Origin of the sequence: Paenibacillus sp. MER TA 81-3, assembly GCF_023713585.1 — a bacterium.
In the GTDB taxonomy this organism is placed as follows: domain Bacteria; phylum Bacillota; class Bacilli; order Paenibacillales; family Paenibacillaceae; genus Paenibacillus_B; species Paenibacillus_B profundus.
In genome coordinates this window covers 203,379-223,847 of the sequence record NZ_JAMAWB010000011.1, presented here as the reverse complement: position 1 = coordinate 223,847, position 20,469 = coordinate 203,379, and the positions used below count along the sequence as shown (strand labels likewise).

General features: G+C 49.7%; 21 protein-coding genes and 2 pseudogenes. 16 read left to right on the top strand and 7 right to left on the bottom strand.

Going from position 1 to position 20,469, the window contains the following annotated elements; translation table 11 throughout:
• Positions 1–255: 255 nt before the first annotated feature.
• Positions 256–399, top strand: coding sequence for a hypothetical protein (locus M3650_RS18195; protein WP_251576806.1), 144 nt, complete (start codon positions 256–258; stop codon positions 397–399).
• A 7-nt stretch (positions 400–406) separates the two neighbouring features.
• Here M3650_RS18195 and M3650_RS18190 read toward each other — a convergent pair whose 3' ends face one another.
• Positions 407–610 (bottom strand): hypothetical protein, encoded by a 204-nt coding sequence (locus M3650_RS18190; protein WP_251576805.1) that lies wholly within the window; start codon positions 608–610, stop codon positions 407–409.
• Here M3650_RS18190 and M3650_RS18185 point away from each other — a divergent pair.
• Positions 609–1,013: a lyase family protein gene (locus M3650_RS18185; RefSeq protein ID WP_251576804.1), complete on the top strand. Its 405-nt coding sequence runs from the start codon at positions 609–611 to the stop codon at positions 1,011–1,013. The genes M3650_RS18190 and M3650_RS18185 overlap by 2 nt on opposite strands.
• A 66-nt stretch (positions 1,014–1,079) precedes the next feature.
• Here M3650_RS18185 and ytvI read toward each other — a convergent pair whose 3' ends face one another.
• On the bottom strand, positions 1,080–2,198 hold the full coding sequence (ytvI, locus tag M3650_RS18180; protein ID WP_251576803.1) for a sporulation integral membrane protein YtvI: 1,119 nt from the start codon (positions 2,196–2,198) through the stop codon (positions 1,080–1,082).
• 130 nt (positions 2,199–2,328) lie between these two features.
• Positions 2,329–2,949 carry a 5'-deoxynucleotidase gene (yfbR, locus tag M3650_RS18175; RefSeq protein WP_251576802.1) on the bottom strand — a complete coding sequence of 207 codons (621 nt, stop codon included), beginning with the start codon at positions 2,947–2,949 and terminating at the stop codon, positions 2,329–2,331.
• A 254-nt stretch (positions 2,950–3,203) separates the two neighbouring features.
• Here yfbR and M3650_RS18170 point away from each other — a divergent pair, with 254 nt between their 5' ends.
• The 4 genes from M3650_RS18170 to M3650_RS18155 all read left to right on the top strand — a co-directional run bounded on the left by M3650_RS18170 (position 3,204) and on the right by M3650_RS18155 (position 7,802).
• Positions 3,204–4,757 (top strand): fumarate hydratase, encoded by a 1,554-nt coding sequence (locus M3650_RS18170; RefSeq protein WP_251576801.1) that lies wholly within the window; start codon positions 3,204–3,206, stop codon positions 4,755–4,757.
• Positions 4,754–4,891: a hypothetical protein gene (locus tag M3650_RS18165; protein WP_233697833.1), complete on the top strand. Its 138-nt coding sequence runs from the start codon at positions 4,754–4,756 to the stop codon at positions 4,889–4,891. The genes M3650_RS18170 and M3650_RS18165 overlap by 4 nt, the downstream gene beginning before the upstream one ends.
• A 195-nt stretch (positions 4,892–5,086) precedes the next feature.
• Complete coding sequence (gene pnpS / locus M3650_RS18160; protein ID WP_251576800.1) at positions 5,087–6,907, top strand: two-component system histidine kinase PnpS; 1,821 nt, start codon at positions 5,087–5,089, stop codon at positions 6,905–6,907.
• Positions 6,908–7,076: 169 nt separating this feature from the next.
• Positions 7,077–7,802: a response regulator transcription factor gene (locus M3650_RS18155; protein ID WP_019422804.1), complete on the top strand. Its 726-nt coding sequence runs from the start codon at positions 7,077–7,079 to the stop codon at positions 7,800–7,802.
• A 232-nt stretch (positions 7,803–8,034) separates the two neighbouring features.
• Here M3650_RS18155 and M3650_RS18150 read toward each other — a convergent pair whose 3' ends face one another.
• Positions 8,035–8,241, bottom strand: coding sequence for a hypothetical protein (locus M3650_RS18150; protein WP_251576799.1), 207 nt, complete (start codon positions 8,239–8,241; stop codon positions 8,035–8,037).
• Between the two features lie 114 nt (positions 8,242–8,355).
• Here M3650_RS18150 and M3650_RS18145 point away from each other — a divergent pair, with 114 nt between their 5' ends.
• Positions 8,356–9,348 (top strand): helix-turn-helix transcriptional regulator, encoded by a 993-nt coding sequence (locus tag M3650_RS18145; RefSeq protein ID WP_233697835.1) that lies wholly within the window; start codon positions 8,356–8,358, stop codon positions 9,346–9,348.
• A 59-nt stretch (positions 9,349–9,407) separates the two neighbouring features.
• Positions 9,408–9,941: a DinB family protein gene (locus tag M3650_RS18140; RefSeq protein WP_251576798.1), complete on the top strand. Its 534-nt coding sequence runs from the start codon at positions 9,408–9,410 to the stop codon at positions 9,939–9,941.
• 111 nt (positions 9,942–10,052) lie between these two features.
• Here the strand turns inward: M3650_RS18140 and cydS are convergent, their stop codons facing one another.
• The 3 genes and pseudogenes from cydS to M3650_RS18130 form a co-directional block, all read right to left on the bottom strand.
• On the bottom strand, positions 10,053–10,154 hold the full coding sequence (gene cydS, locus M3650_RS33165) for a cytochrome bd oxidase small subunit CydS family protein (protein ID WP_483311757.1): 102 nt from the start codon (positions 10,152–10,154) through the stop codon (positions 10,053–10,055).
• A gap of 31 nt (positions 10,155–10,185) precedes the next feature.
• Positions 10,186–11,190 (bottom strand): annotated as a pseudogene (locus M3650_RS18135) (cytochrome d ubiquinol oxidase subunit II); the annotation flags it as partial.
• Positions 11,187–12,160 (bottom strand): annotated as a pseudogene (locus tag M3650_RS18130) (cytochrome ubiquinol oxidase subunit I); the annotation flags it as partial. The pseudogenes M3650_RS18135 and M3650_RS18130, both read right to left, overlap by 4 nt.
• Before the next feature lie 155 nt (positions 12,161–12,315).
• On the opposite strand from M3650_RS18130, the gene M3650_RS18125 reads away from it, so the two are divergent.
• The 8 genes from M3650_RS18125 to polA all read left to right on the top strand — a co-directional run bounded on the left by M3650_RS18125 (position 12,316) and on the right by polA (position 20,413).
• Positions 12,316–12,606 carry a CBS domain-containing protein gene (locus tag M3650_RS18125; protein ID WP_251576795.1) on the top strand — a complete coding sequence of 97 codons (291 nt, stop codon included), beginning with the start codon at positions 12,316–12,318 and terminating at the stop codon, positions 12,604–12,606.
• Entirely contained in the window at positions 12,594–12,962 is a 369-nt protein-coding gene (locus tag M3650_RS18120; protein WP_285848523.1) for a methyl-accepting chemotaxis protein, read from the top strand. Before M3650_RS18125 ends, M3650_RS18120 begins: the two co-directional genes overlap by 13 nt.
• Positions 12,963–13,091: 129 nt before the next feature.
• Positions 13,092–14,096, top strand: coding sequence for a PstS family phosphate ABC transporter substrate-binding protein (locus tag M3650_RS18115; RefSeq protein ID WP_233697839.1), 1,005 nt, complete (start codon positions 13,092–13,094; stop codon positions 14,094–14,096).
• A gap of 154 nt (positions 14,097–14,250) precedes the next feature.
• Positions 14,251–15,177, top strand: coding sequence for a phosphate ABC transporter permease subunit PstC (pstC, locus tag M3650_RS18110; protein WP_233697840.1), 927 nt, complete (start codon positions 14,251–14,253; stop codon positions 15,175–15,177).
• Positions 15,178–15,181: 4 nt separating this feature from the next.
• Complete coding sequence (pstA, locus tag M3650_RS18105) at positions 15,182–16,057, top strand: phosphate ABC transporter permease PstA (protein ID WP_019422815.1); 876 nt, start codon at positions 15,182–15,184, stop codon at positions 16,055–16,057.
• 12 nt (positions 16,058–16,069) lie between these two features.
• Positions 16,070–16,843 (top strand): phosphate ABC transporter ATP-binding protein PstB, encoded by a 774-nt coding sequence (gene pstB / locus M3650_RS18100; protein ID WP_251576794.1) that lies wholly within the window; start codon positions 16,070–16,072, stop codon positions 16,841–16,843.
• 111 nt (positions 16,844–16,954) lie between these two features.
• The gene (gene phoU, locus M3650_RS18095) at positions 16,955–17,614 is read left to right on the top strand and encodes a phosphate signaling complex protein PhoU (protein WP_251576793.1); all 660 of its coding nucleotides are present in this window, start codon (positions 16,955–16,957) and stop codon (positions 17,612–17,614) included.
• 123 nt (positions 17,615–17,737) lie between these two features.
• Positions 17,738–20,413, top strand: a complete 2,676-nt coding sequence (gene polA / locus M3650_RS18090) for a DNA polymerase I (RefSeq protein ID WP_251576792.1) — start codon at positions 17,738–17,740, stop codon at positions 20,411–20,413.
• The last annotated feature ends 56 nt before the right edge of the window (positions 20,414–20,469 follow it).

Sequence of the window (20,469 nt, the reverse complement as noted above, 5' to 3'; positions counted from 1 at the left end):
ATCACACAGTCGCCGAAATCCGCAAAAATGTTCAGCAGTTTATGGACGAGATCATGAAATATCCCTTGTCCATCATCGATCGTCTTTGTGTAAGATTCTAAGTGATTCAATAATTCAACTTATATAGCTGGTTCCCGCACTAACCGAACCAGAATACGTGGACTTCTGAGGAATAGACGCTACAGGGTAGAAGTTTCCCTATAGAGGCAATCTTTTGACCAAAATAATGATACAAGGCAATGCCAAATCCAACGATTGAAAATGGGTATGCTGTCTATTGAAGAGCCGGTATGTCTGCGCTCCATTCAGCTTGCATGGGCAGATCAGCGTTACCTGTCTCCAGCAGCCTGTATGTTTCGCGGCTACGTTACCGGTTATTACGCCGAATGCTTGCGATAGTGTAAGCTTACGGCTCGATACTGTAAGAGAGTTGAATGGTTGCGAGAGCGCCGACCTTGTACAATAAAGACATAAGCCAGTTAAGCAGACGCTCCAGCCAGCAGATCAGCCGTTCCGGTACATGATTGTATCGAGCCGCTTCAAGGGATGCGGAGCCATACCAGTCGCTGACTTGTCGCAAGTACAATATGTAAAGGAATGGTGCTCTCATGTCTCATGTTACGATCAACATCCATAACCGCAACGTGTTGTTAGTGACTGAGCCTCAGGTTGTCCGCATTGTAAATAATGAAGAGCTTATGGATTTGCTGCAATCGTTCGGCAGTCTGATGGAAGCGGGGAAAGTGATAGCGGATCGCGTGTTGGAGGAACACTGGCTTAGAGAACGCAGAGAACTCCATATTAGTAGAGACTCGTTAGCCGCCGAAATTGTCGGACATGCGATGGCCATTCCACTATTGGAGCAGTTGAGGAAGAAGGTGCCCTCTGTTCCAGATCGGATTATCGATACGCTACGTGAAAAAGCGGAGCATCACGTGGACGTCATCGATTGCGGTGAGGGACAAGTTGACAGCAACCGCTGGGTATGGGACATCCTCGGCTTCCTATTTTAAATAACCCATAAATAAGATGGGCTGATCTTATGCAATTTAATTGCACGAGATCAGCTCATTGGTTACTCACTCACTTTGAAATTTACCTGTCATGACATAACGCCATACGTCACGAAATACGTTCGCCTTTTGAAGCGCGGTCAGCACGACGAGCGCGATGATGCCGACGAAAATACCGATGACGCCGAACAGCTTCAACCCCGCAAACAGAAAGATAAGCAGCATGAGCGGATTCAATCCGATGCTGGAGCCGTATACTTTCGGTTCGAACGCATGCCGCGTGACGAGAATGACCGGCCACAATATTAAGAGCCCCGTACCCAAGAAAATATCCCCTTCAAAATAAGCGAATACCGCCCAAGGAACGATGATGGCCGGAATGCCGATCAGTGGAATAAGATCGACGATGCCGCCGATGATGGCAATGGTGAATGCATATGGAACGCCCAGGATGAGCAGTCCGATAAAGAACACGATCGCGGTAATCGTTGACAGAATAATATGTCCCTTTATGTAGCCAAAGATAGCGTTCTGCAAATCGCGCGCGACGACGCCAAATGAGGTGTGTACTTGCTCAGGGATGATTGCAGCGCCCCGTGCTGCAATCTGATTCCATTGCTTGCTGATAAGGAATGTTGCGACCATGATGATAACGGTAATAACAGCGAACTTCGGCAGAAACAAGATGGTGGATTTCAAAAACATAAATAAATAGGCGACGATTGTCGTCCCTGCACCAGCAATTGTACTCGTATATTTGGATAACGAGGATTGGATATCGACCGAGCTTAGCGTGTTATTTAACTCCAGTAATAAATTTTGAAAATCCGCGGATTGATAATAATCGATTAATAGATCTTTCCATTCTACAATTTGTTCTTGCACAATACCCATAATATGCCAGGATTCTGCGATGATTTTTGTAGCGAACACAAATACCGCGAACGCAATGATGGCCGCAAACAGCAGCAATGAAGCAGTGACGGCGAGCCAACGCGGAAACTTCCAGCGACGTTCCAGAAAGCGTACGACTGGATTCATCATGTAAGCGAGTAACCATGCGACAAGGAACGGATAGATGATAGGAAATCCGTAATAGAATAGCGCAATGGCGGCTGCAAGTACGATGGTGACCCATGCAGCGCGAAAAATTCGGTGGACCAGTGTGACGTTGAAGATGGGCATAGCACTCTCCTTTTCGTGATGACTCTTTAACCTAGGCAATTGTCTTCGTTTATGATGCTGCCTTTATTTTATCAGACTTGATTCGAGAAACCCAAATGATACAGCTGCAGAAGGACAAGCGTGTGCAGCATTAGTCCATAAGAGACATTTCATCGAGCGTCATATCGAAGCTCGGCGCCAGCTTCTCCAGCACATAATCGATCTCGGGCAGACCTAATTGCTTCAACTTTTCCTCCGTCTGATGTTTTGCTACCTCAAATTCGCGATTGCCGGCAGCCAGTTCGCTGCCGCATTTGAAATACGCATCCAATAAGTCGGCCGCTTTGACATATAACCGAACTTCCTTCTCCAGTTCAGACTTCGGATCGATGAGCGGGGCATAGACGGATTGCAGCTCCTCAGGAATCATGCGGATAAGCCGTTCGGCTGCCAACTGCTCGATCTCGCGGAAGTTCGACAAAATGCGGGCATTATGATGTTTCACTGGCGTTGGAATATCCCCAGTGAACACTTCTGTTGCATCATGAAACAACGCATACGTAACGGCTTTGCCCGTATCGATTTCTTTGTGGAACACTTCATTGGCTATCGTGCAGAGCATATGTGTCGTCATCGCGACATGAAAGGAATGCTCGGCGACGTTTTCTTTATTCGTATTGCGCATTAGGCTCCACCGTTCGATATGCTTCAACCGGTACATATAAGCAAAAAAGTGATGGGACAGTGCGGATTGGTTGTCTGATTGATGCATTTGAGTTCCATCCTTTCATTAAGTGCATGAACAACCTAATATAAATAGTGTTTCCAAAGGGGGCCGAAGGTCGCTCTGATTGGAAAATGCTTCGAAGAAATTGTACTCTTATGTTATTATATTACTATTGAGATGTGATTGTCGTCATAGATAAATGATACGTGCATTGCCTCGTTCCCGCCGCAACTAGACTTCGCATCATGATCAATCGTTTTCCGGGACATGACATGCGATGAGAGGAGCTACGTCTAATTATGAAATCGTTTTTACAGAGTGTGTATGAGCTGATTGTAGAGACTTCGACGAACCTGCCAGGGGATGTTCGCCGGGCCATTGCACGGGCGCAGGAACGCGAAGATGCCGCAACCCGTTCGGGTCTGTCGCTAAGCACGATTGCGCGCAACATTAAGATGGCGGAAAACAACGTGTCGCCTATCTGCCAAGATACGGGCATGCCGACCTTTATCGTGCATACGCCAGTCGGTGCGAACCAACTCGTGATGAAGGAGCAAATCCGCGAGGCGATTAGCCGCGCGACGAAGGAGGGCAAGCTGCGCACGAATTCGGTAGATTCGCTTACAGGGTCGAACAGCGGGGATAACCTGGGACCGGGAACGCCGGTCATCCATTTCGAGCAATGGGACAAAGATATGATTGAGGTGCGGCTCGTCTTAAAGGGCGGCGGCTGCGAAAATAAAAATATCCAATATAGCCTTCCAGCGGAGCTGGAGGGGCTGGGCAAAGCCGGGCGCGACTTGGACGGCATCCGCAAATGCATCATGCATGCGGTATATCAAGCGCAAGGCCAAGGCTGCAGCGCCGGGTTTATCGGCGTCGGCATCGGCGGCGACCGCACGACTGGCTACGAATTGGCGAAGCAGCAGCTGTTCCGCAAGGTTGAGGATACGAACCCGATTTCAGAATTGCATAATCTGGAAGATTATGTGATGGATAAAGCGAATCAGCTCGGCATTGGAACGATGGGCTTCGGCGGTGAAGTAACGCTGCTGGGCTGCAAGATTGGCGTCATGAACCGGCTGCCGGCCAGCTTTTTCGTATCAGTAGCATATAACTGCTGGGCATTCCGCCGTCAAGGCGTCCTCATCGACAGCACGACCGGCGAGATTCAAGAATGGGTGTATGAGCGCGGCACGGAAGTAGAAATGCAAGAGTCGGCTGCTACAGCTGCGAACGGACAAGCCAAGGCAGCTGACACAGGCAATGAAAGCCGGCAAATCGTGCTGACAACGCCAATCACGGAAGAGGCGATTCGTTCGCTCCGAGTCGGTGACGTCGTAATTATTAACGGCGAGATGCATACCGGCCGCGACGCGCTGCACAAGCACTTAATGGATCATGAGGCTCCGGTGGACTTGAACGGCGCGGTCATTTATCACTGCGGTCCAGTCATGCTGAAGGATGAAGAAGGCTGGCATGTAAAAGCGGCTGGACCGACGACTAGCATCCGGGAGGAGCCTTATCAAGGCGATATCATCAAGAAGTTCGGCATCCGCGCAGTCATCGGCAAGGGCGGCATGGGCGCTAAGACGTTGGCGGCGCTCGGTGAACACGGCGCGGTATATTTGAATGCGATTGGCGGTGCAGCTCAATATTACGCGGAATGCATCAAGAAGGTAAATAGTGTGGACTTCATCGAATTTGGTATTCCGGAAGCAATGTGGCATTTGCAGGTCGAAGGCTTCGCAGCGATCGTAACGATGGATGCGCACGGCAACAGCCTGCATGCGGACGTCGATCGCGACTCGTTCGAGAAGCTGGCTCAATTGAAGGAGCCTGTATTCATATGAGTGGCAAGCCTCCGCTTGGATTACAAATAAATGATTGGTTCGAACGTTATATGTTTATTCTTGTCCCCGGCAGTCTGATGCTGGGGGTTCTTTTTAATGAAATGCTGATTTCCTCTATCTGGCTCATTCCCTGACTGTTCGGGCTCGTTACGTTCGTGATGGGACTCGGCTGCGGGAGGCGAGACATTGCGGGAGAATTTCGCCAACCCATCATTGTTTTAACGGTTTTTACAAAAGCTTAATATACTACCATCTAGCCAAACCGAAGCGCGATAAGTACGATGAATACGTAGATAAGAAACTTAGACAGATGGAGTGGAGAGATGATCATGTCACGCTTTCGCACGCGTTTGACCCTTATTTTTGTGCTGCTAATCGGCATTTCTGTATTGACGGCGGGCATTTATATGGCGTCTTCCTTTAAAGAAAGCCATATCCGGCAGTTGGAGCAAAATATGTCCCGGGAAATCAAGCTCATTGAACAGACGCTTGTATGGCAGCGCGGAAACGATGCAACCGACATGGTTGAATATTACAGCAGTTGGGCCCGTAAGCTGCACGAAAGCGCTGCTGCCCGTGTCACCTTTATACTGGCGGACGGAACGGTCGTGGGAGATTCGGATCATAACGCAGCCAACATGGATAACCATCTTGCCCGCGAGGAGATTGCCGCTGCTCACCAAGAAGGCTTAGGCTCAAATATACGCTACAGTGACACACTGAAGCAGAACATGCTATATGTGGCGAGTCCGGTGCACACTCCCAATTTCGAAGGCTATATTCGGCTGGCGATGAGCCTTGAGGATGTAGAGGTGAGCGTACGTGAACTGTGGGCTTATTTGGCGCTCGGACTGGCTGCATTATTTGTGGTCGCCGTGCTCGTCAGCTACCGTATCGCTTATAATTTGACGCGTCCGATTGAGAATATGACGCGTGTCGCCCTTCGTTTCGCCCATATGGATTATAAAGCTCGAGCCCAAGCTGTCGGCAAAGACGAGATAGGCCAGCTTGGATCGGCCATCAATGCGATGGCAGACAGCCTCCAAATTCAGATGACGCAAATTCGTGAAAAGGAAAGCCGGCTGCAAACGGTGATGGAGCATATGATCAACGGCATCGTCATGATTGATGCGGAAGGTCAAGTCGCCCTGTTGAACCGGAAAGCGGAGCATATTCTCGGCGTGAAGAGCATTGAATGGCTTGGTCGATCGTTCCAGGACGTGCACGCTCCGCACGAGCTGCTGCATATGACAGCCGAAGTATTGGAACGAAAGCTTTTGTGGCATGATGAAATTACGATTTACTATCCGGAGGAGCGGCTGCTCGATGTCAGTGTCGTGCCTATCTATTTCACTGATAGCGAATGGGCAGGTATTCTTCTTGTCATGCAGGACGTATCCGAAATTCGTCGCTTGGAGCGAATGCGAAGCGAGTTCGTCGCCAACGTATCGCATGAATTGAAGACACCGATAGCAGCAGTAAAAGGCTTTGCGGAAACGCTGATGAACGGGGCAATGAACGATCCGGAAATTGCAAAAACCTTCTTACAAATCATTCATGATGAGAGCGAACGGTTAAACCGTCTTATCGGAGATATTCTTGAATTATCCAAAATCGAATCGAAGCGGGTGCCGCTGCAGTTCTCGCCGGTGCATGTCGACAGCTTCTTGGAGCAGACAGTGGAGATGCTGCAGAAGGAAGCGGAGAAGAAACGGATTGATATTCACCTGCAAGCAGAGCAAGACTTATACGTAGAAGCTGATGAAGATCGCTTCCGCCAGATCGTGCTCAATCTGCTGTCCAATGCGATTAACTATACCCCGGAAGGCGGGCACGTCAAGGTAACCGCAGCGTCTGTCCATCATAACGAGCAGGGGGAGGCGGAACGCATCCAAATCACGATTGCGGATACGGGAATCGGAATACCTAAAAAAGATGTGCCACGCATCTTCGAACGGTTCTATCGGGTGGACAAAGCGCGCTCCCGCAGTTCAGGCGGGACGGGATTGGGGTTGTCCATTGTGAAGCACTTAGTTGAGTCCCATCATGGGGCCATTTCCGTGGTAAGTGAATTGGGTGTAGGCACGACGTTTACCATTGAACTTCCGGTACTACAGGATATGCTGCCGCCATCCAATGCAATGAGTTAGTCAGGTGAGGCGTGTATACGGCATGAAAGAGAATACAGGTGTTTTCATGTTGTTTGCAGCTGGTTTCAAAAAAACTGGTCGACATCGTTAAAAATATGTTAGGATAATGTTGAGATACGATGAAGAAAGACGAGAACGATGAAGTGAATCGACTTTCGGAGGAATAGTTATGTCTGAGCTTAAAGTATTAGTTGTTGAAGATGAACCAACACTTGCACGGCTGCTGTCGTACAACTTAACATTAGAAGGCTATGAGACGACTGTGGTTGACCATGGTACCCAAGGACTGCAAATGGCCCTTCACCGCAAATTCGATCTTATTATACTGGACATCATGCTTCCTGGCATGAATGGCTTTGAAGTATTGTCTAAGGCAAGACAGGCAGGGGTTCGGACACCGGTCATTATTTTGACCGCGCGCAATGCAGAGGAAGAAGTAGTGCAAGGACTCAAGTACGGAGCGGATGACTACATTACGAAGCCGTTCGGAGTGGCCGAGCTGCTTGCACGTGTTGGAGCTGTGCTCCGCCGCACATCTAACGATGCTCCGGCCAATGCGATGGATGAAGAGGGCGATGATAAAGTAATCGTGCTTGGCGATTTACGCATCTATCCGGAGAAATACGAGGTGACGCTGCACCGTGATCTAATTCCATTGCGTCCGAAAGAATTTGAAGTGTTGCTCTATCTCGTCCAGCGTCCAGGGACGGTTATCACACGGGATGATTTGATGAATGCTGTGTGGGGATTTGACTATATTGGCGGGCAGCGAACGGTGGATGTGCATGTCAGTTCTCTGCGTAAGAAGCTGGAGATGAATCAGCAATCTGTGCAGATTGATTCGATACGCGGAGTTGGCTACAAGCTGGTTGTCCAGAAGAAGCAGACGGTGTAAGTGCCACATCCATAGATTCGGATTATAATAACAGGCTCCTTCTCGCGAAGGAGCTTTTTTACTTCTATTAGATCATGGGGAGAATACGTCTCTGGTCTTGGAGCTGCCCCTTGTCCCTTCCCTGGAGCAAATATGCCTGTAATATCTCTTGCCTCACTCTCCCCTTCATTCAGAATGGCTGCCCTCTTTTTTAAAACGAGAATATTGTTAACGGACCTTTGTGCAATGGCCCTTATGTCCATTCTCCCGCATAGTCAGGAATGGTAACGACGGAAGAAATGATACATGCCGTTTCGTATAGAAACCCTGCCATGAAGCGGCCGACTATAACAGCAGTGAGCCAGAATCGTCCTTGGTGTGCCGTCTTCTGATGGAAGGGGAGAACGAAGCAAAGGGGCGAGTGAAGCGAATCACCGTCAGCCAGAATGCAACGCAGCACGAGTGAAAGGGCGTATTAGTGCCGCAGTGCGCGAACCATAGTGGATGTACAAGCTGGAGCCATAAGGTGATTCAGGTTATCATAAGGTTATATCAGATGTAAAAAGGTGATGCGATGAATCGGACGGATCGGTTGCTCGCTATGCTTCTCGAACTTCGCAGCAGGAAGCTGTGCCGAGCAGAGGATTTAGCGGAACAGTTTGAAATTAGTGTAAGAACGGTATATCGGGACATGCTGGCGCTGTCGGAAGCAGGGGTTCCGATTTGCGCGGTGCCGGGACAAGGCTACTCTTTAATGGAAGGCTACTTTCTGCCGCCAGTGTCGTTGCTGCCCGAGGAAGCAATTCTATTGCTTTGCGGCGGGGAACTGGTGGAATCGATTTTCTATTCTCCATGGAAGGAGCATGCTCGCACGGCTCATCGCAAAATCGAGGCGTTGCTGAGCAGCAGTCAGCGAGATCAGGTGGATGAGCTGCGTCAACAGGTACGGATTTTGCCTGCCCCTTACGCAGAGTCTTCGGCATTGCACGGTCAAGATATAGAGGCGGATACGCGCCTCTTCGGAATGATTCGTGAAGGCGTCCAGGAGAATCGCGTGCTGCAAATCGATTACCATGGGAAGCGCAGCGGCCGCGACGGCGACTTGTCGTCGACCCGCAGAAAGATTCATCCGTATGGACTTATATATGTTGGAGGCGGATGGGTGCTCGTTGCGTATTGCGAGCTTCGGCAGGATATGCGTCATTTTCGTCTCGACCGCATCGGAGCTTTGCTGCCGACGGAAGAGAAGTTTCTGCGAGATCCGAACTTTTCTCTGACAGCGTATAAGAAGGAGAATGATCGAACCGTTCAAGTTCGGGTTTGTTTCACGCTTGATATTGCGCCACAGGTGTTGGCTTCTCGATATTTCTATATCGATTCGTATGTAGAGCAGGCAGAGCGGCTTCTCGTGACCTTGCTTGTCCGTCGCGAGGATGAGGTGCTAAGCTGGATTCTTGGCTGGGGGCATCGTGCGAAGGTGCTGGAACCAGCGTCTTTGGTCCAGCGAATCGAGGAGGAAATTGCCGCGCTCCAAAAAGTATACATGACTTCCGCGCTCCTGACATAAGGTTGTCAGGAGCTATCTTTTATGATGTATGTATAACCAACAGAAAGAGGGATATAGTCATGGCAGAAAATCGGCAATCGCTTGAAGGATTAGAAAACATCGGAGCGCTCGTAGAACAGTATCGGAATGGACTTGATCCATATACGATCGAGCAGCTGCGTTATAAGGCAAACGATGATCAGTGGTCGCTCGGACAAATGTACAATCACCTGATTCAATCGGCTATGTTCATGCAGATCGGCGCGATTGCCAAGTGCGCCGAAGCAGAATCAACGGATACGGCAGAAGGAAAGAGCGAAGACGGGCAGCGAATTTTTCAAAAGGGCTCTTTTCCGCCAATCAAAATCAAAGTTCCGGATTCACCGCAATATACGCCGTCTCAGCCGGAGAGCAAGGAACAGCTGGCACAAGGCTTGGAAAAGGTGTGGGAGCAGGCACAATCGTGGGCGGCGAAGCTGCATGAGATTCCCGGGAATCGGAAAGTCAAGCATCCAAGGCTCGGTTATTTAAACGCGCTGGAATGGTTTCAGCTGATTGAAATGCACCTCCGCCATCATTTGCGGCAGCAAGCAACGCTTGAACAGGAGCTATAGAATCCTCATAAAAATACAGCCCTCAGCGAATTCTCTTCGCGAGGGCTGTTGCCGTTATAAAGTCAGTCTTCGTTGCAAAAGGCGCACGCACGGGCCAATGCGCTAGCCTGTTTACCCCTCATCCGTCTTAACGCGGGCGCCCCACCAGAATACGAATCCGATGGACAAGGCCACGATGATCAGCGGGGCGTAGTAAATAAGAAAATTCTCCATTGCCTAATCCTCCTTTAAGCTTGATATTGTTGCCTTTCACATAGTTCGCATCGAACAGGAACAAGCGAAGCAGCAAGAACAATGACGGTATCAGTATAAGCAAGCCCAAAATGAATACGACGATTTGCGCGGTCGCCATCGAAGGATTCGTAATGCTGTCGTGGATGTTGACGTACGGATAAAGCACATATGGCAGATGGGCTTTTCCGTAACCGAACCAGGCGAATCCGAACTGCAGAACGACGCAAGCGAACGCCCAGCCATAATTGCGGCGTTTCCAGACGCAGAAGACTGCAATGAGGAAGAACAAGAACGACAGAATGAACATCCATGCATTCGACACCATGTTGTTAAAGTGATCTAAGTTATGTCCTCGAATCGCATAGAATACGAACAAGCTAGCCAGAATCGTCGGTGTAGACCAGAATAAGGCATATTTGCGCACGACTTCGAGCGCTGCGCTGTCCTCTGCTTTCGCAGCGTAGTATGTCAAGAACATAGCTGAAATGTACAACACGCTCACGAGGGCAAGCAGGATAACGGAATACGGATAAATGTTCGTAAACAGTTTCCCGAAGGCGAATGTGATGTAGCCTCCCTGTTCCGTAATATATCCGCCTTCCGAGACGGCCAGCACCGTCGACAATGCCGCGGGGATGAGCCAGCCGCTGACACCGTACAAGAACATATAGACACGGTTGTTCTTGAAGCCGTATGTGCTGAACGCATAATAAGAACCGCGAATCGCCAGCAGTATTGTCGCCAAGCTTCCCGGGACAAGCAGTGCCGTACCGTAGTAATAAGCGGCATCCGGGAAAAATCCGACCAGTCCGACATAGAAGAAGATGAGAAAGACGTTCGTCACTTCCCAGACCGGAGACAAATAGCGTTCGATGACATTGTTGATAATATGGCGCTTGCCTGTAATGGAGCTTACATAGCTGAAAAATCCAGCGCCGAAATCAATCGACGCCACGATGAGATAGCCGAACAGAAATATCCAAAGCACCGTAATTCCTAGCAGTTCGTAACTCATATCTTCGTGCCTCCTTCAATCCCGAGCGCAGCAATTTCCTCTTCTGCAGGATTTCCTTGAACATCCGGATCAGGACTCTAATCGCGGTCAGGGTAAGTACGGCATAGAGCAAGGCGAACAGCCATAGCATCGTATCGACGTGGTTCGATGTCGTCGCGCCTTCGGCTACCGTCATGACCTTCCATAAAATCCATGGCTGACGGCCGATCTCCGCGAATATCCAACCGGATTCGATAGCCATAACCGCCAGCGGCGCGCCAATGACGATGGCCCAGAGCAGCATACGGCTAATCGGCTTGCCTGTCTTGCGCTTCCGGCGTTGCCATATGACGTACCAGAGTGCGACAAGCGTCAAATAGATACCAATGAACACTATGGAATCAAAGAAATAATGCGTTGGCCGCAGCGGCGGAAGCTCGTCTGGCGGAACTTCCTTCAAGCCTTTCACAACCGTATCCGGTGTGCTTCCGGCCAGAATGCTGAGCGCAAATGGAATTTTGATTGCAAATTTGACTTCATTCTCTTCTGTTAAAATGCCGCCGAGAATGAGCGATGCTTTATCTGTCGTCTCAAAGTGCCATTCGGCCGCCGCGAGCTTCTCGGGCTGATATTCATGCAAATATTTTCCGGACAAATCCCCAATAAGGGCGGAAGCAAGCGCAAAGACAAGCGCCGAAGTCATCGTCAGACGCAACGCCTTCTTGTAGTACGTATGATTGCGGCCGCGGAGCATCGCAATCGCTGCAATCGCCGCTAGCAGAAAGGCGGACGTGACGTATGCCGTGACGAGCACGTGGCTGACCTTCGTCGGCATAGCCGGGTTGAACATGGCGAGCAGCGGTTGGATATTTGTCATTTGACCTTCTACCATATCGAATCCGCGCGGCGCATTCATGAATGCGTTAACGGTAGTAATGAAGAACGCCGATGCGGAAGAGCCAATGGCAACCGGGATAAGCGCCAGAAAGTGAACCATATTCGCACAATAAATGTAAAATAAAGCTCGTTATTTCACAAACAGAGATGATTTACAATATCTTAACTTTTACAAAACAGAACATTTACAATCCCGTGCTACATTGGGACTTAGGGCGGAATTCAGGACTATAGTAGGGGTGAAGCTTCATGATAACGAAGGTTGGTACGACCCAGCGAACTCAAGAGGAACCGCAACAGCGGCTCGTAACAAACGAATATGATGACCTCATACGACAAGCACCCATTATTCAAGCGGGCACGACGATTGAAGAAGCGGAACATCGATTTCGCAGCGATCCATTTCTTCTGTGTCTCATAGTAGGGAACGATAGGAAGCAGCCGATTGGCATCGTCATGCGGGAACGATTCCATGAATTTATGAGCAATCGCTTCTCGCCGGCATTGTTCTATGAGAAGCCGATAAAATGCTCGCGTTAAATGATTCTATAGAAGCGGCCCGTGCCGGTGAGCACGGCAGAGGATTTCAAGTGGTGGCGTCAGAAGTGCGGAAGCTGGCTGCGCTCACCAAGTCAGCAACCGGACAAATTGAAGCTACGCTCAATCAGATGACAGACGCTTTAAATCTAACGATTCAAGCAAGCGAGCATACGAATAAGGAAGTGCAGACGACCTTATCGGGCCTTACGACCGCAGTCAAGCAATTTGAGCAGCTGTCCCGGGCGATCGTGGACAACCGCCACAGGTTGGAGCAAGCGGATGCTTATGCGATGCGCATGTTAGATACCGCACATGATGCGCACAGACAATTAACGACAATGTCAGACCGTCCATAAATATTTTACACTGCGTTTACAAAATACAAAAACAGGCTTAACAAACAAGCTTTAAGATACAAAGTGTAAGACGAAAATGAAAAAACGAAATGATTAAAAAAGCGAACCAATCAAAAGGAGTGGATACACTTGAAAAAATGGGGAAAACAAATCATGCTGCTAACGCTTGTTGCAGCGTTAACCGTAGTGCTGGCGGCATGCGGAGGCAAAAAAGAAGATACGAGCGCTAACTCTGGAAACACAGCAACAGAAAACACGACGAACGGTTCGACATCGGAAACGGCAAGCCCTGAGAAGTTGTCCGGAACGATTGATATAGACGGTTCCAGCACAGTATATCCGATTACGGAAGCAATGGCTGAGGAATTCGGCAAAGAGCATGGCGAAGTACGCGTATCGGTAGGAACGTCGGGCACCGGCGGCGGCTTCAAACGCTTCATTAATGGTGAAACGGCTATCAGCAACGCTTCCCGTCCGATTAAGGAGAAAGAAGCAGCTTCTGCGAAGGAAAAAGGCATTGAGTACTTGGAATTGATGGTTGCCTACGATGGTTTGTCGATTGTCGTCAATAAAGACAACGATTGGGTCGACAAAATTACAATCGATGAATTGAAGAAAATTTACGAACCGAATTCTAAAGTGAAGACGTGGGCGGACGTGCGTGCAGGCTGGCCTAATGAAGAAATTAAAATTTACTCGCCAGATGCCAACCACGGAACATTTGACTACTTCACCGAAGAAATCAATGGCAAAGCGCAAGAAAGCCGCAATGACAAGCAAGTGACGTTCAGCGCAGACACGAACGCCATTGTACAAGGAGTCGCAGGCGACAAGAACTCTATCGGATATTTCGGATATTCCTACTTCGAAGAGAACCAAGACAAGCTGAAGCTCATCCCGGTTGACAACGGCACTGCTACAGTAGCGCCTTCCCAAGACACGATTAAAGACGGCAGCTATTCGCCATTGTCCCGTCCATTGCTCATCTATGTGAACAAGAAGCACATGGAGAAGGCAGAAGTGAAATCATTCGTTGAATATTACTTGCAAAATGTCGGCAGCATCGCCAAAGAAGTCGGCTATGTAGCACTTCCACAAGAAAAATATGACGAGCAATTGAGCAAGTTAAAATAATTAGATTCGTCTAAATGTATGTGAATGCACGTAAGACTAGCATCATACAACCTGCAGCAAATGTGATGTCTCTCCATACGGAAGGTTTGGGACATCACATTTTCACGAAGATAATGTTAACGAATTGTAAAAGAAGTAAAGAGAGGTTAAGACGATGCAGGGTAATCTCCCGCAACAAGAGACAACGATGTCCTTCAAAAACAAAAGAGCGCATATATCGGACAAAATCGTTCCGATTGTGCTGTTTATGTGCGCAGCCCTGTCGGTACTGACCACGATCGGGATCGTATACACACTCTTTTCTGAAACATTCTCTTTCTTTAAAACTGTAAATATATCAGAATTTCTGTTCGGCACGAAATGGAGCCCGCTTATTGAACCGAAATCGTTCGGTATATTGCCTCTGTTGGGCGGTACTCTGATGGTGACGGTCATCGCCTGCCTCGTTGCTATTCCAATCGGCCTTGCGAGTGCGATTTATTTAAGCGAATATGCGCCGACACGCGTTCGCAAAATCGTCAAGCCGGTGCTTGAGGTGCTGGCCGGTATTCCGACGATTGTGTACGGATACTTCGCCTTGTCGTTCGTCACGCCGTTAATTAAGAGCATCTTCCCAGATGTGGGCGTGTTCAACGCATTGAGTGCGGGGCTTGTCGTTGGGATTATGATCATTCCGATGGTGTCGTCGCTGTCCGAGGATGCGATGATGGCGGTGCCGCGGAGCTTGCGTCATGGCGCGTACGCACTAGGTGCGACGCGCTTTGAAGTAGCGCTCAAAATTGTCGTTCCGGCTGCGTTTTCCGGCATCGTGTCCTCCGCCGTATTGGCCTTCTCCCGTGCCATCGGAGAGACAATGATTGTGACGGTTGCAGCCGGGGCTACACCGCAGCTGACGTTGAACCCGCTTGAGAGCATTCAGACGATGACGGCATACATCGTTCAGGTCAGCATGGGTGATACGCCGCACGGCTCGATAGAGTACGGTACGATCTTCGCCGTCGGGATGACGCTCTTTGTCATTACGTTCTTGCTGAATATTGTCGCTCAGTGGGTCGCAAGACGGTTCAGGGAGGAGTACTAAACAAATGAGTATTTTACAAGATGCTAACCGTAAACAAATCAGCAATCGCCGTAAAGTCGATATGACGCTTCATATTTTATTTCTCATAGCAACATCCATCGGTATTATCGCTTTGATGGCCTTGCTCATTCAAATTATGATGGACGGCTTATCACGTCTCAATCTGGAGCTGTTCACGAATTACCCGTCGCGGATGGCTGCCAAAGCAGGGATGAAATCGGCCATTGTCGGTTCCATTTATATGGTGCTCATTATGGCTCCCATCTCCTTCATACTCGGCGTAGGAGCGGCGATCTATCTGGAGGAATATGCGAAGAAGAGTGCGTTCACGCGCTTGATCCAATTAAATATCAGCACATTGGCCGGCGTGCCCTCAATTGTGTACGGAATTCTCGGATTGACGATCTTCGTGCGCGGGCTGGCTCTGGAGCGCAGCTTGTTGTCCGGTGCGCTGACGATGACGCTGCTCGTGCTGCCGATTATTATCGTATCCGCCCAAGAGGCGATTCGAGCCGTGCCGAAAGCGCGCAGAGACGCATCCTTCGCGCTTGGCGCCACGAAATGGCAGACAGTATCGCGATCAGTGCTGCCTTCTGCGATCTCAAGTATTTTGACCGGTGTCATTCTGGCGCTGTCGCGGGCTATCGGCGAGACCGCGCCGCTTGTCATGATAGGCGCCCTCACGTTTGTCGCTTTCCTTCCGGAGAGCATTATGGATCAGTTCACGGTCATGCCGATTCAAATTTTCAACTGGGTATCGAGACCGCAATTGGCCTTCCACGAATTGGCGGCTGCGGGCATTATCGTTCTGTTGGCACTGCTTATCATCATGAACATCTCTGCGGTGATGCTGCGCAACAAATATCAGAAAAACGTGTAAGGAGACGATCCCATGAGCACAGCGACTGCCTTAAAAACATTAATCGACATTCGTGACTTAGACCTCTACTACGGTACTTACCATGCTTTGAAGAAAGTGTCGATGACGATTCCGGAAAAAGCGGTGACGGCGTTCATTGGCCCTTCCGGCTGCGGTAAATCAACGCTTCTGCGCACGCTGAACCGCATGAATGATATGATCATCGGCACGCGCATTGAGGGCAAGGTTGAAATTGCCGGTACGAACATATACAGCAATGAAGTGGACGTAGAAACATTGCGCAAGAAGGTCGGCATGGTGTTCCAGCAGCCGAATCCGTTCCCGAAGTCGATTTACGATAATATTGCCTACGGCCCGCGTCTGCATGGCACCCGCAGCAAATCGCAGCTGGATGAAATTGTGGAGCAAAGCTTAAAGCAGGCGGTGCTGTGGGACGAAGTGAAGGATTACTTGAAGCGCTCGGCGTTCAGCCTATCTGGCGGTCAGCAGCAGCGCCTCTGCATTGCGCGCGCCCTGGCGGTGAACCCTGATATCCTGCTGATGGATGAAGCCACATCCGCGCTCGATCCGATATCTACACTTAAAATCGAAGAGCTTGTTCAAGAATTGAAGCATCGTTACACGATTGTCATGGTTACGCACAATATGCACCAAGCTGCGCGCGTGTCGGACCAGACGGTATTTTTCTTAAACGGTGAAGTGGTGGAATTCGATAATACGGAAACCCTGTTCTCCAATCCGAGCGACAAGCGCACGGAGGACTACATTACGGGACGTTTCGGATAAAAAGGAGGCAGTTCAAAAATTCCCCTTTTGATTACGAAGCATCTCTAGATGTCACTTAGCATCGAAAAGGGTCATGTTTGAACACGCATGAAAAGGGAGAGTGGATGAAGCATGATTAAGCGCAAGGAATTTGACTTGGCTTTGAATGAGCTCAGCAGGCTGCTAGAAGAGATGGGGCAGCGTGTCGAACGAGCCTTATCCGAGTCAATTGAGTCCTTGAAGACGATGGATGCAGTACGCGCCAAGCATATCATATCTGAAGATGTGGAATTGAACCAACTCGAGGAGAAAATTATCGACCTCGGTTCAAGACTCATATTGACACAGCAGCCGGTTGCGAAAGATTTGCGCCGCATCCTCGTCGCCTTCCGCATTTCAAATGACCTGGAGCGGATGGGCGACTTGTCTATCGACGTGGCGAAGGTGGTGCTGCGCATGGATGGACAGACGCTAATCAAACCGCTTATCGATTTGCCGCGTATGGCGGGAATCGTGCAGCAGATGATAACGGACTCCATTCAATCCTATGTGCGGGAAGATGTGAATCTAGCTTATAAAATGGCGAAGGAAGACGACCAGGTTGATCAGCTGTACAGCCAAATTTTCCGCGAGCTGTTAAGTTATGTTGTAGAGAACCCGCAGAACGCTTCCCAAGCGATGCTGCTTACGTTCGTAGGGAGGTATATCGAACGGATTGCAGACCACGCGACGAACATCGGTGAAGCGGTTGTCTATCTGGTTACGAACGAGCGTCCTGATCTGAATAATTAATCATTGCAACCGATCGGAGAAAGACCCGATCGGTTGTTGTCGTCTAGGGCGAGACTGATTTCCTTTTCTGGTCCAGGCTATGCTATCATGTTAGCAAGAGAATGGATTGAGGTGCTTTGTATCATGGAAAAATGGATCGTTATCGACGGTAACAGCATTATTTATCGAGCTTTTTTTGCAATGCCCCCACTGACGAATTCGCAAGGTTTACATACGAATGCCGTGTACGGCTTTACTACGATGCTGCTTCGCATATTGGAAGAAGAACGTCCGACGCATATGCTCGTTGCATTCGATGCAGGCAAGGAGACGTTCCGCCACGGCGACTACCAAGACTATAAAGGCGGACGCGAGAAGACACCATCTGAGCTGTCCGAGCAATTTCCTCTATTGAAAGAGTTGTTGACCGCAATGGGTATTTCCCATTTTGAACTTAAAGGATATGAAGCGGACGATATTATCGGCACGCTGACGCGTCAAGCGGATGAATCGGGGCAATCCATGTCTGTCGTAACGGGCGATAAGGATATGCTGCAGTTGGCTTCTGAGCATGTCACCGTTCTGCTGACGAGAAAAGGCGTGACAGAGATTGAGAAGTACACTCCAGCAGCCATAGAGGAGAAGTATGGGCTTGCGCCGCTGCAAATTATCGATATGAAAGGCCTGATGGGCGATACGTCCGACAACATTCCGGGTGTCCCTGGGGTTGGTGAGAAGACGGCGCTGAAGCTGCTGCATCAATTCGGCAGTGTGGAAAGCGTGCTTGAGCATGTTGATGAGCTGAAAGGCAAGATGAAGGAGAACATTACGAACCATGCCGAGGATGCGCGCCTCAGCAAGAAGCTGGCGACGATCTTTCGGGAAGTGCCTTTGGATAAAGAATGGGAAGAGATGGCTTTTTCGGGCTTGAAGGGAGATACCGCCATTCCAGCGTTGAAGAAGCTTGAGTTCAAATCGATCATCGAGCGTATTGAGAAGATCGGCATGGTGGATGGCTCTTCAGTTGCCGAGCCTGCTGTTGCCGATGATTCACTGTCAGCTGAGAAGCTGAATGTTCGCCTGGTAGACGACAACTGGGATGAATTGAAGCAAGCGCTGGATGCGGCAGATACGTTCATCGTGGAATCTCACGGCGACAATCCGCATCAGGCGGAGCTTATCGGCATGCTGATTGCCTATGAGGAAGGAAGCTGGTTCCTGACTAAGGAGCAGCTGCTAAGCGAAGAGGCCGGACCGATACGCGAGTGGCTGGGTGACGGGAGCAAGTTGAAGAACGGATATGACATGCACTACGCCGAGCTTGTGCTGCACTGGACAGGCATACCGTTTGCGGGATCAGGCTTTGACGTGCAGTTAGCTTCTTATGTGCTGAATCCGGACGATGCGACGGCTACATTGCAGGCGGTGGCAGAGAAGAACGGCTTGCCCGCAAGCCCAAGCGATGAGGATGTATATGGAAAAGGGGCCAAGTTCCGTGTGCCCGAGCTTCAGCAAGTGGCCGAGCATAGCGCGCGCAAGGGAGCGCTCGTGCGTCGGTTAAAGCCGCTTATGGAGAAGACGCTGCACGAGCAGGAGATGGACCGCCTCTATTACAAGCTGGAATTGCCTCTATCTAAAGTGCTGGCTCAGATGGAGAAGACAGGTATTAAAGTGAAGATTGAGAGCTTGCAGCAGCTGGGCGAGCAGTTCAGCGAGCAGATTGAAACGACGATGAAGCGCATTTACGTGTTGGCTGGCACCGAATTCAACATCGGTTCACCGAAGCAGTTGGGTGAAATTCTGTTCGACAAGCTCGGACTTCCAGTCATGAAGAAGACGAAGACCGGATATTCGACCGATGCGGAAGTGTTGGAAAAGCTAGAACCGTATCACGACATCATTCCGCTCATTTTGCATTACCGCCAGATGGCGAAGCTGCAATCGACTTATATTGAAGGTCTGCTGAAGGAAGTGCGCAAGGAGACAGGCAAGGTCCATACGTATTTCCGTCAGACCATTGCGGCTACAGGCCGCTTAAGCAGTCAATACCCGAACTTGCAGAACATTCCGATTCGGTTGGAGGAAGGACGCAAGATTCGTCAAGCCTTCGTACCATCGGAACAGGGCTGGCATATTGTTGCTGCCGACTATTCCCAGATAGAGCTCCGCGTTCTAGCCCATATATCGGGTGATGAGAAGTTGAAGGAAGCGTTTCTTCATAATATGGATATCCATACGAAGACAGCGATGGACGTGTTCGGCGTAAGCCCGGATGAGGTGGACGCCAACATGCGCCGTCAAGCGAAGGCGGTCAACTTCGGGATTGTATATGGTATTAGCGATTATGGGCTCTCTCAGAACTTGAATATTACGCGCAAGGATGCCGCAAGGTTTATCGAGCAGTACTTTGCCGTCTTCCAAGGCGTAAGACAATATATGGACGATATCGTCGTACAAGCGCGTCAGGACGGTTACGTGAAGACGCTGCTTGAACGGAGAAGGTATTTGAAAGATATCACGGCGTCGAATTACAATCTGCGTTCGTTCGCCGAACGCACCGCGATGAACACGCCAATTCAAGGTACCGCAGCAGATATTATTAAGCTTGCGATGGTGCAAATGGATGAGCGCCTGCGGGAACAGGGCTTGCAGAGCCGAATGCTCCTGCAGGTACACGATGAATTGGTGTTCGAAGTGCCGCCTGATGAACTTGATACGATGACGAAGCTCGTGCCGGAAGTAATGGAGCAAGCATTACAGCTTGCCGTACCGCTGCGAGCGGACGTGAATTCAGGTGAAAACTGGTATGAATCCAAGTAAAATTTACGATTTCTACATATCCGGGATATTTTCGGTATAATGGACATCGAGGTGAT

Excerpts from the sequence above, each read along its gene's own strand:
- pnpS (WP_251576800.1), top strand. The coding sequence starts at position 5,087 with ATGTCACGCTTTCGCACGCGTTTGACCCTTATTTTTGTGCTGCTAATC.
- pstA (WP_019422815.1), top strand. The coding sequence starts at position 15,182 with ATGAGTATTTTACAAGATGCTAACCGTAAACAAATCAGCAATCGCCGT.
- cydS (WP_483311757.1), bottom strand. The coding sequence starts at position 10,154 with ATGGAGAATTTTCTTATTTACTACGCCCCGCTGATCATCGTGGCCTTG.
- pstC (WP_233697840.1), top strand. The coding sequence starts at position 14,251 with ATGCAGGGTAATCTCCCGCAACAAGAGACAACGATGTCCTTCAAAAAC.
- M3650_RS18170 (WP_251576801.1), top strand. The coding sequence starts at position 3,204 with ATGAAATCGTTTTTACAGAGTGTGTATGAGCTGATTGTAGAGACTTCG.
- M3650_RS18155 (WP_019422804.1), top strand. The coding sequence starts at position 7,077 with ATGTCTGAGCTTAAAGTATTAGTTGTTGAAGATGAACCAACACTTGCA.
- polA (WP_251576792.1), top strand. The coding sequence starts at position 17,738 with ATGGAAAAATGGATCGTTATCGACGGTAACAGCATTATTTATCGAGCT.
- M3650_RS18190 (WP_251576805.1), bottom strand. The coding sequence starts at position 610 with ATGAGAGCACCATTCCTTTACATATTGTACTTGCGACAAGTCAGCGAC.
- M3650_RS18125 (WP_251576795.1), top strand. The coding sequence starts at position 12,316 with ATGATAACGAAGGTTGGTACGACCCAGCGAACTCAAGAGGAACCGCAA.
- M3650_RS18185 (WP_251576804.1), top strand. The coding sequence starts at position 609 with ATGTCTCATGTTACGATCAACATCCATAACCGCAACGTGTTGTTAGTG.
- phoU (WP_251576793.1), top strand. The coding sequence starts at position 16,955 with ATGATTAAGCGCAAGGAATTTGACTTGGCTTTGAATGAGCTCAGCAGG.
- M3650_RS18140 (WP_251576798.1), top strand. The coding sequence starts at position 9,408 with ATGGCAGAAAATCGGCAATCGCTTGAAGGATTAGAAAACATCGGAGCG.
- M3650_RS18165 (WP_233697833.1), top strand. The coding sequence starts at position 4,754 with ATGAGTGGCAAGCCTCCGCTTGGATTACAAATAAATGATTGGTTCGAA.
- M3650_RS18145 (WP_233697835.1), top strand. The coding sequence starts at position 8,356 with ATGAATCGGACGGATCGGTTGCTCGCTATGCTTCTCGAACTTCGCAGC.
- pstB (WP_251576794.1), top strand. The coding sequence starts at position 16,070 with ATGAGCACAGCGACTGCCTTAAAAACATTAATCGACATTCGTGACTTA.
- M3650_RS18120 (WP_285848523.1), top strand. The coding sequence starts at position 12,594 with ATGCTCGCGTTAAATGATTCTATAGAAGCGGCCCGTGCCGGTGAGCAC.
- ytvI (WP_251576803.1), bottom strand. The coding sequence starts at position 2,198 with ATGCCCATCTTCAACGTCACACTGGTCCACCGAATTTTTCGCGCTGCA.
- yfbR (WP_251576802.1), bottom strand. The coding sequence starts at position 2,949 with ATGCATCAATCAGACAACCAATCCGCACTGTCCCATCACTTTTTTGCT.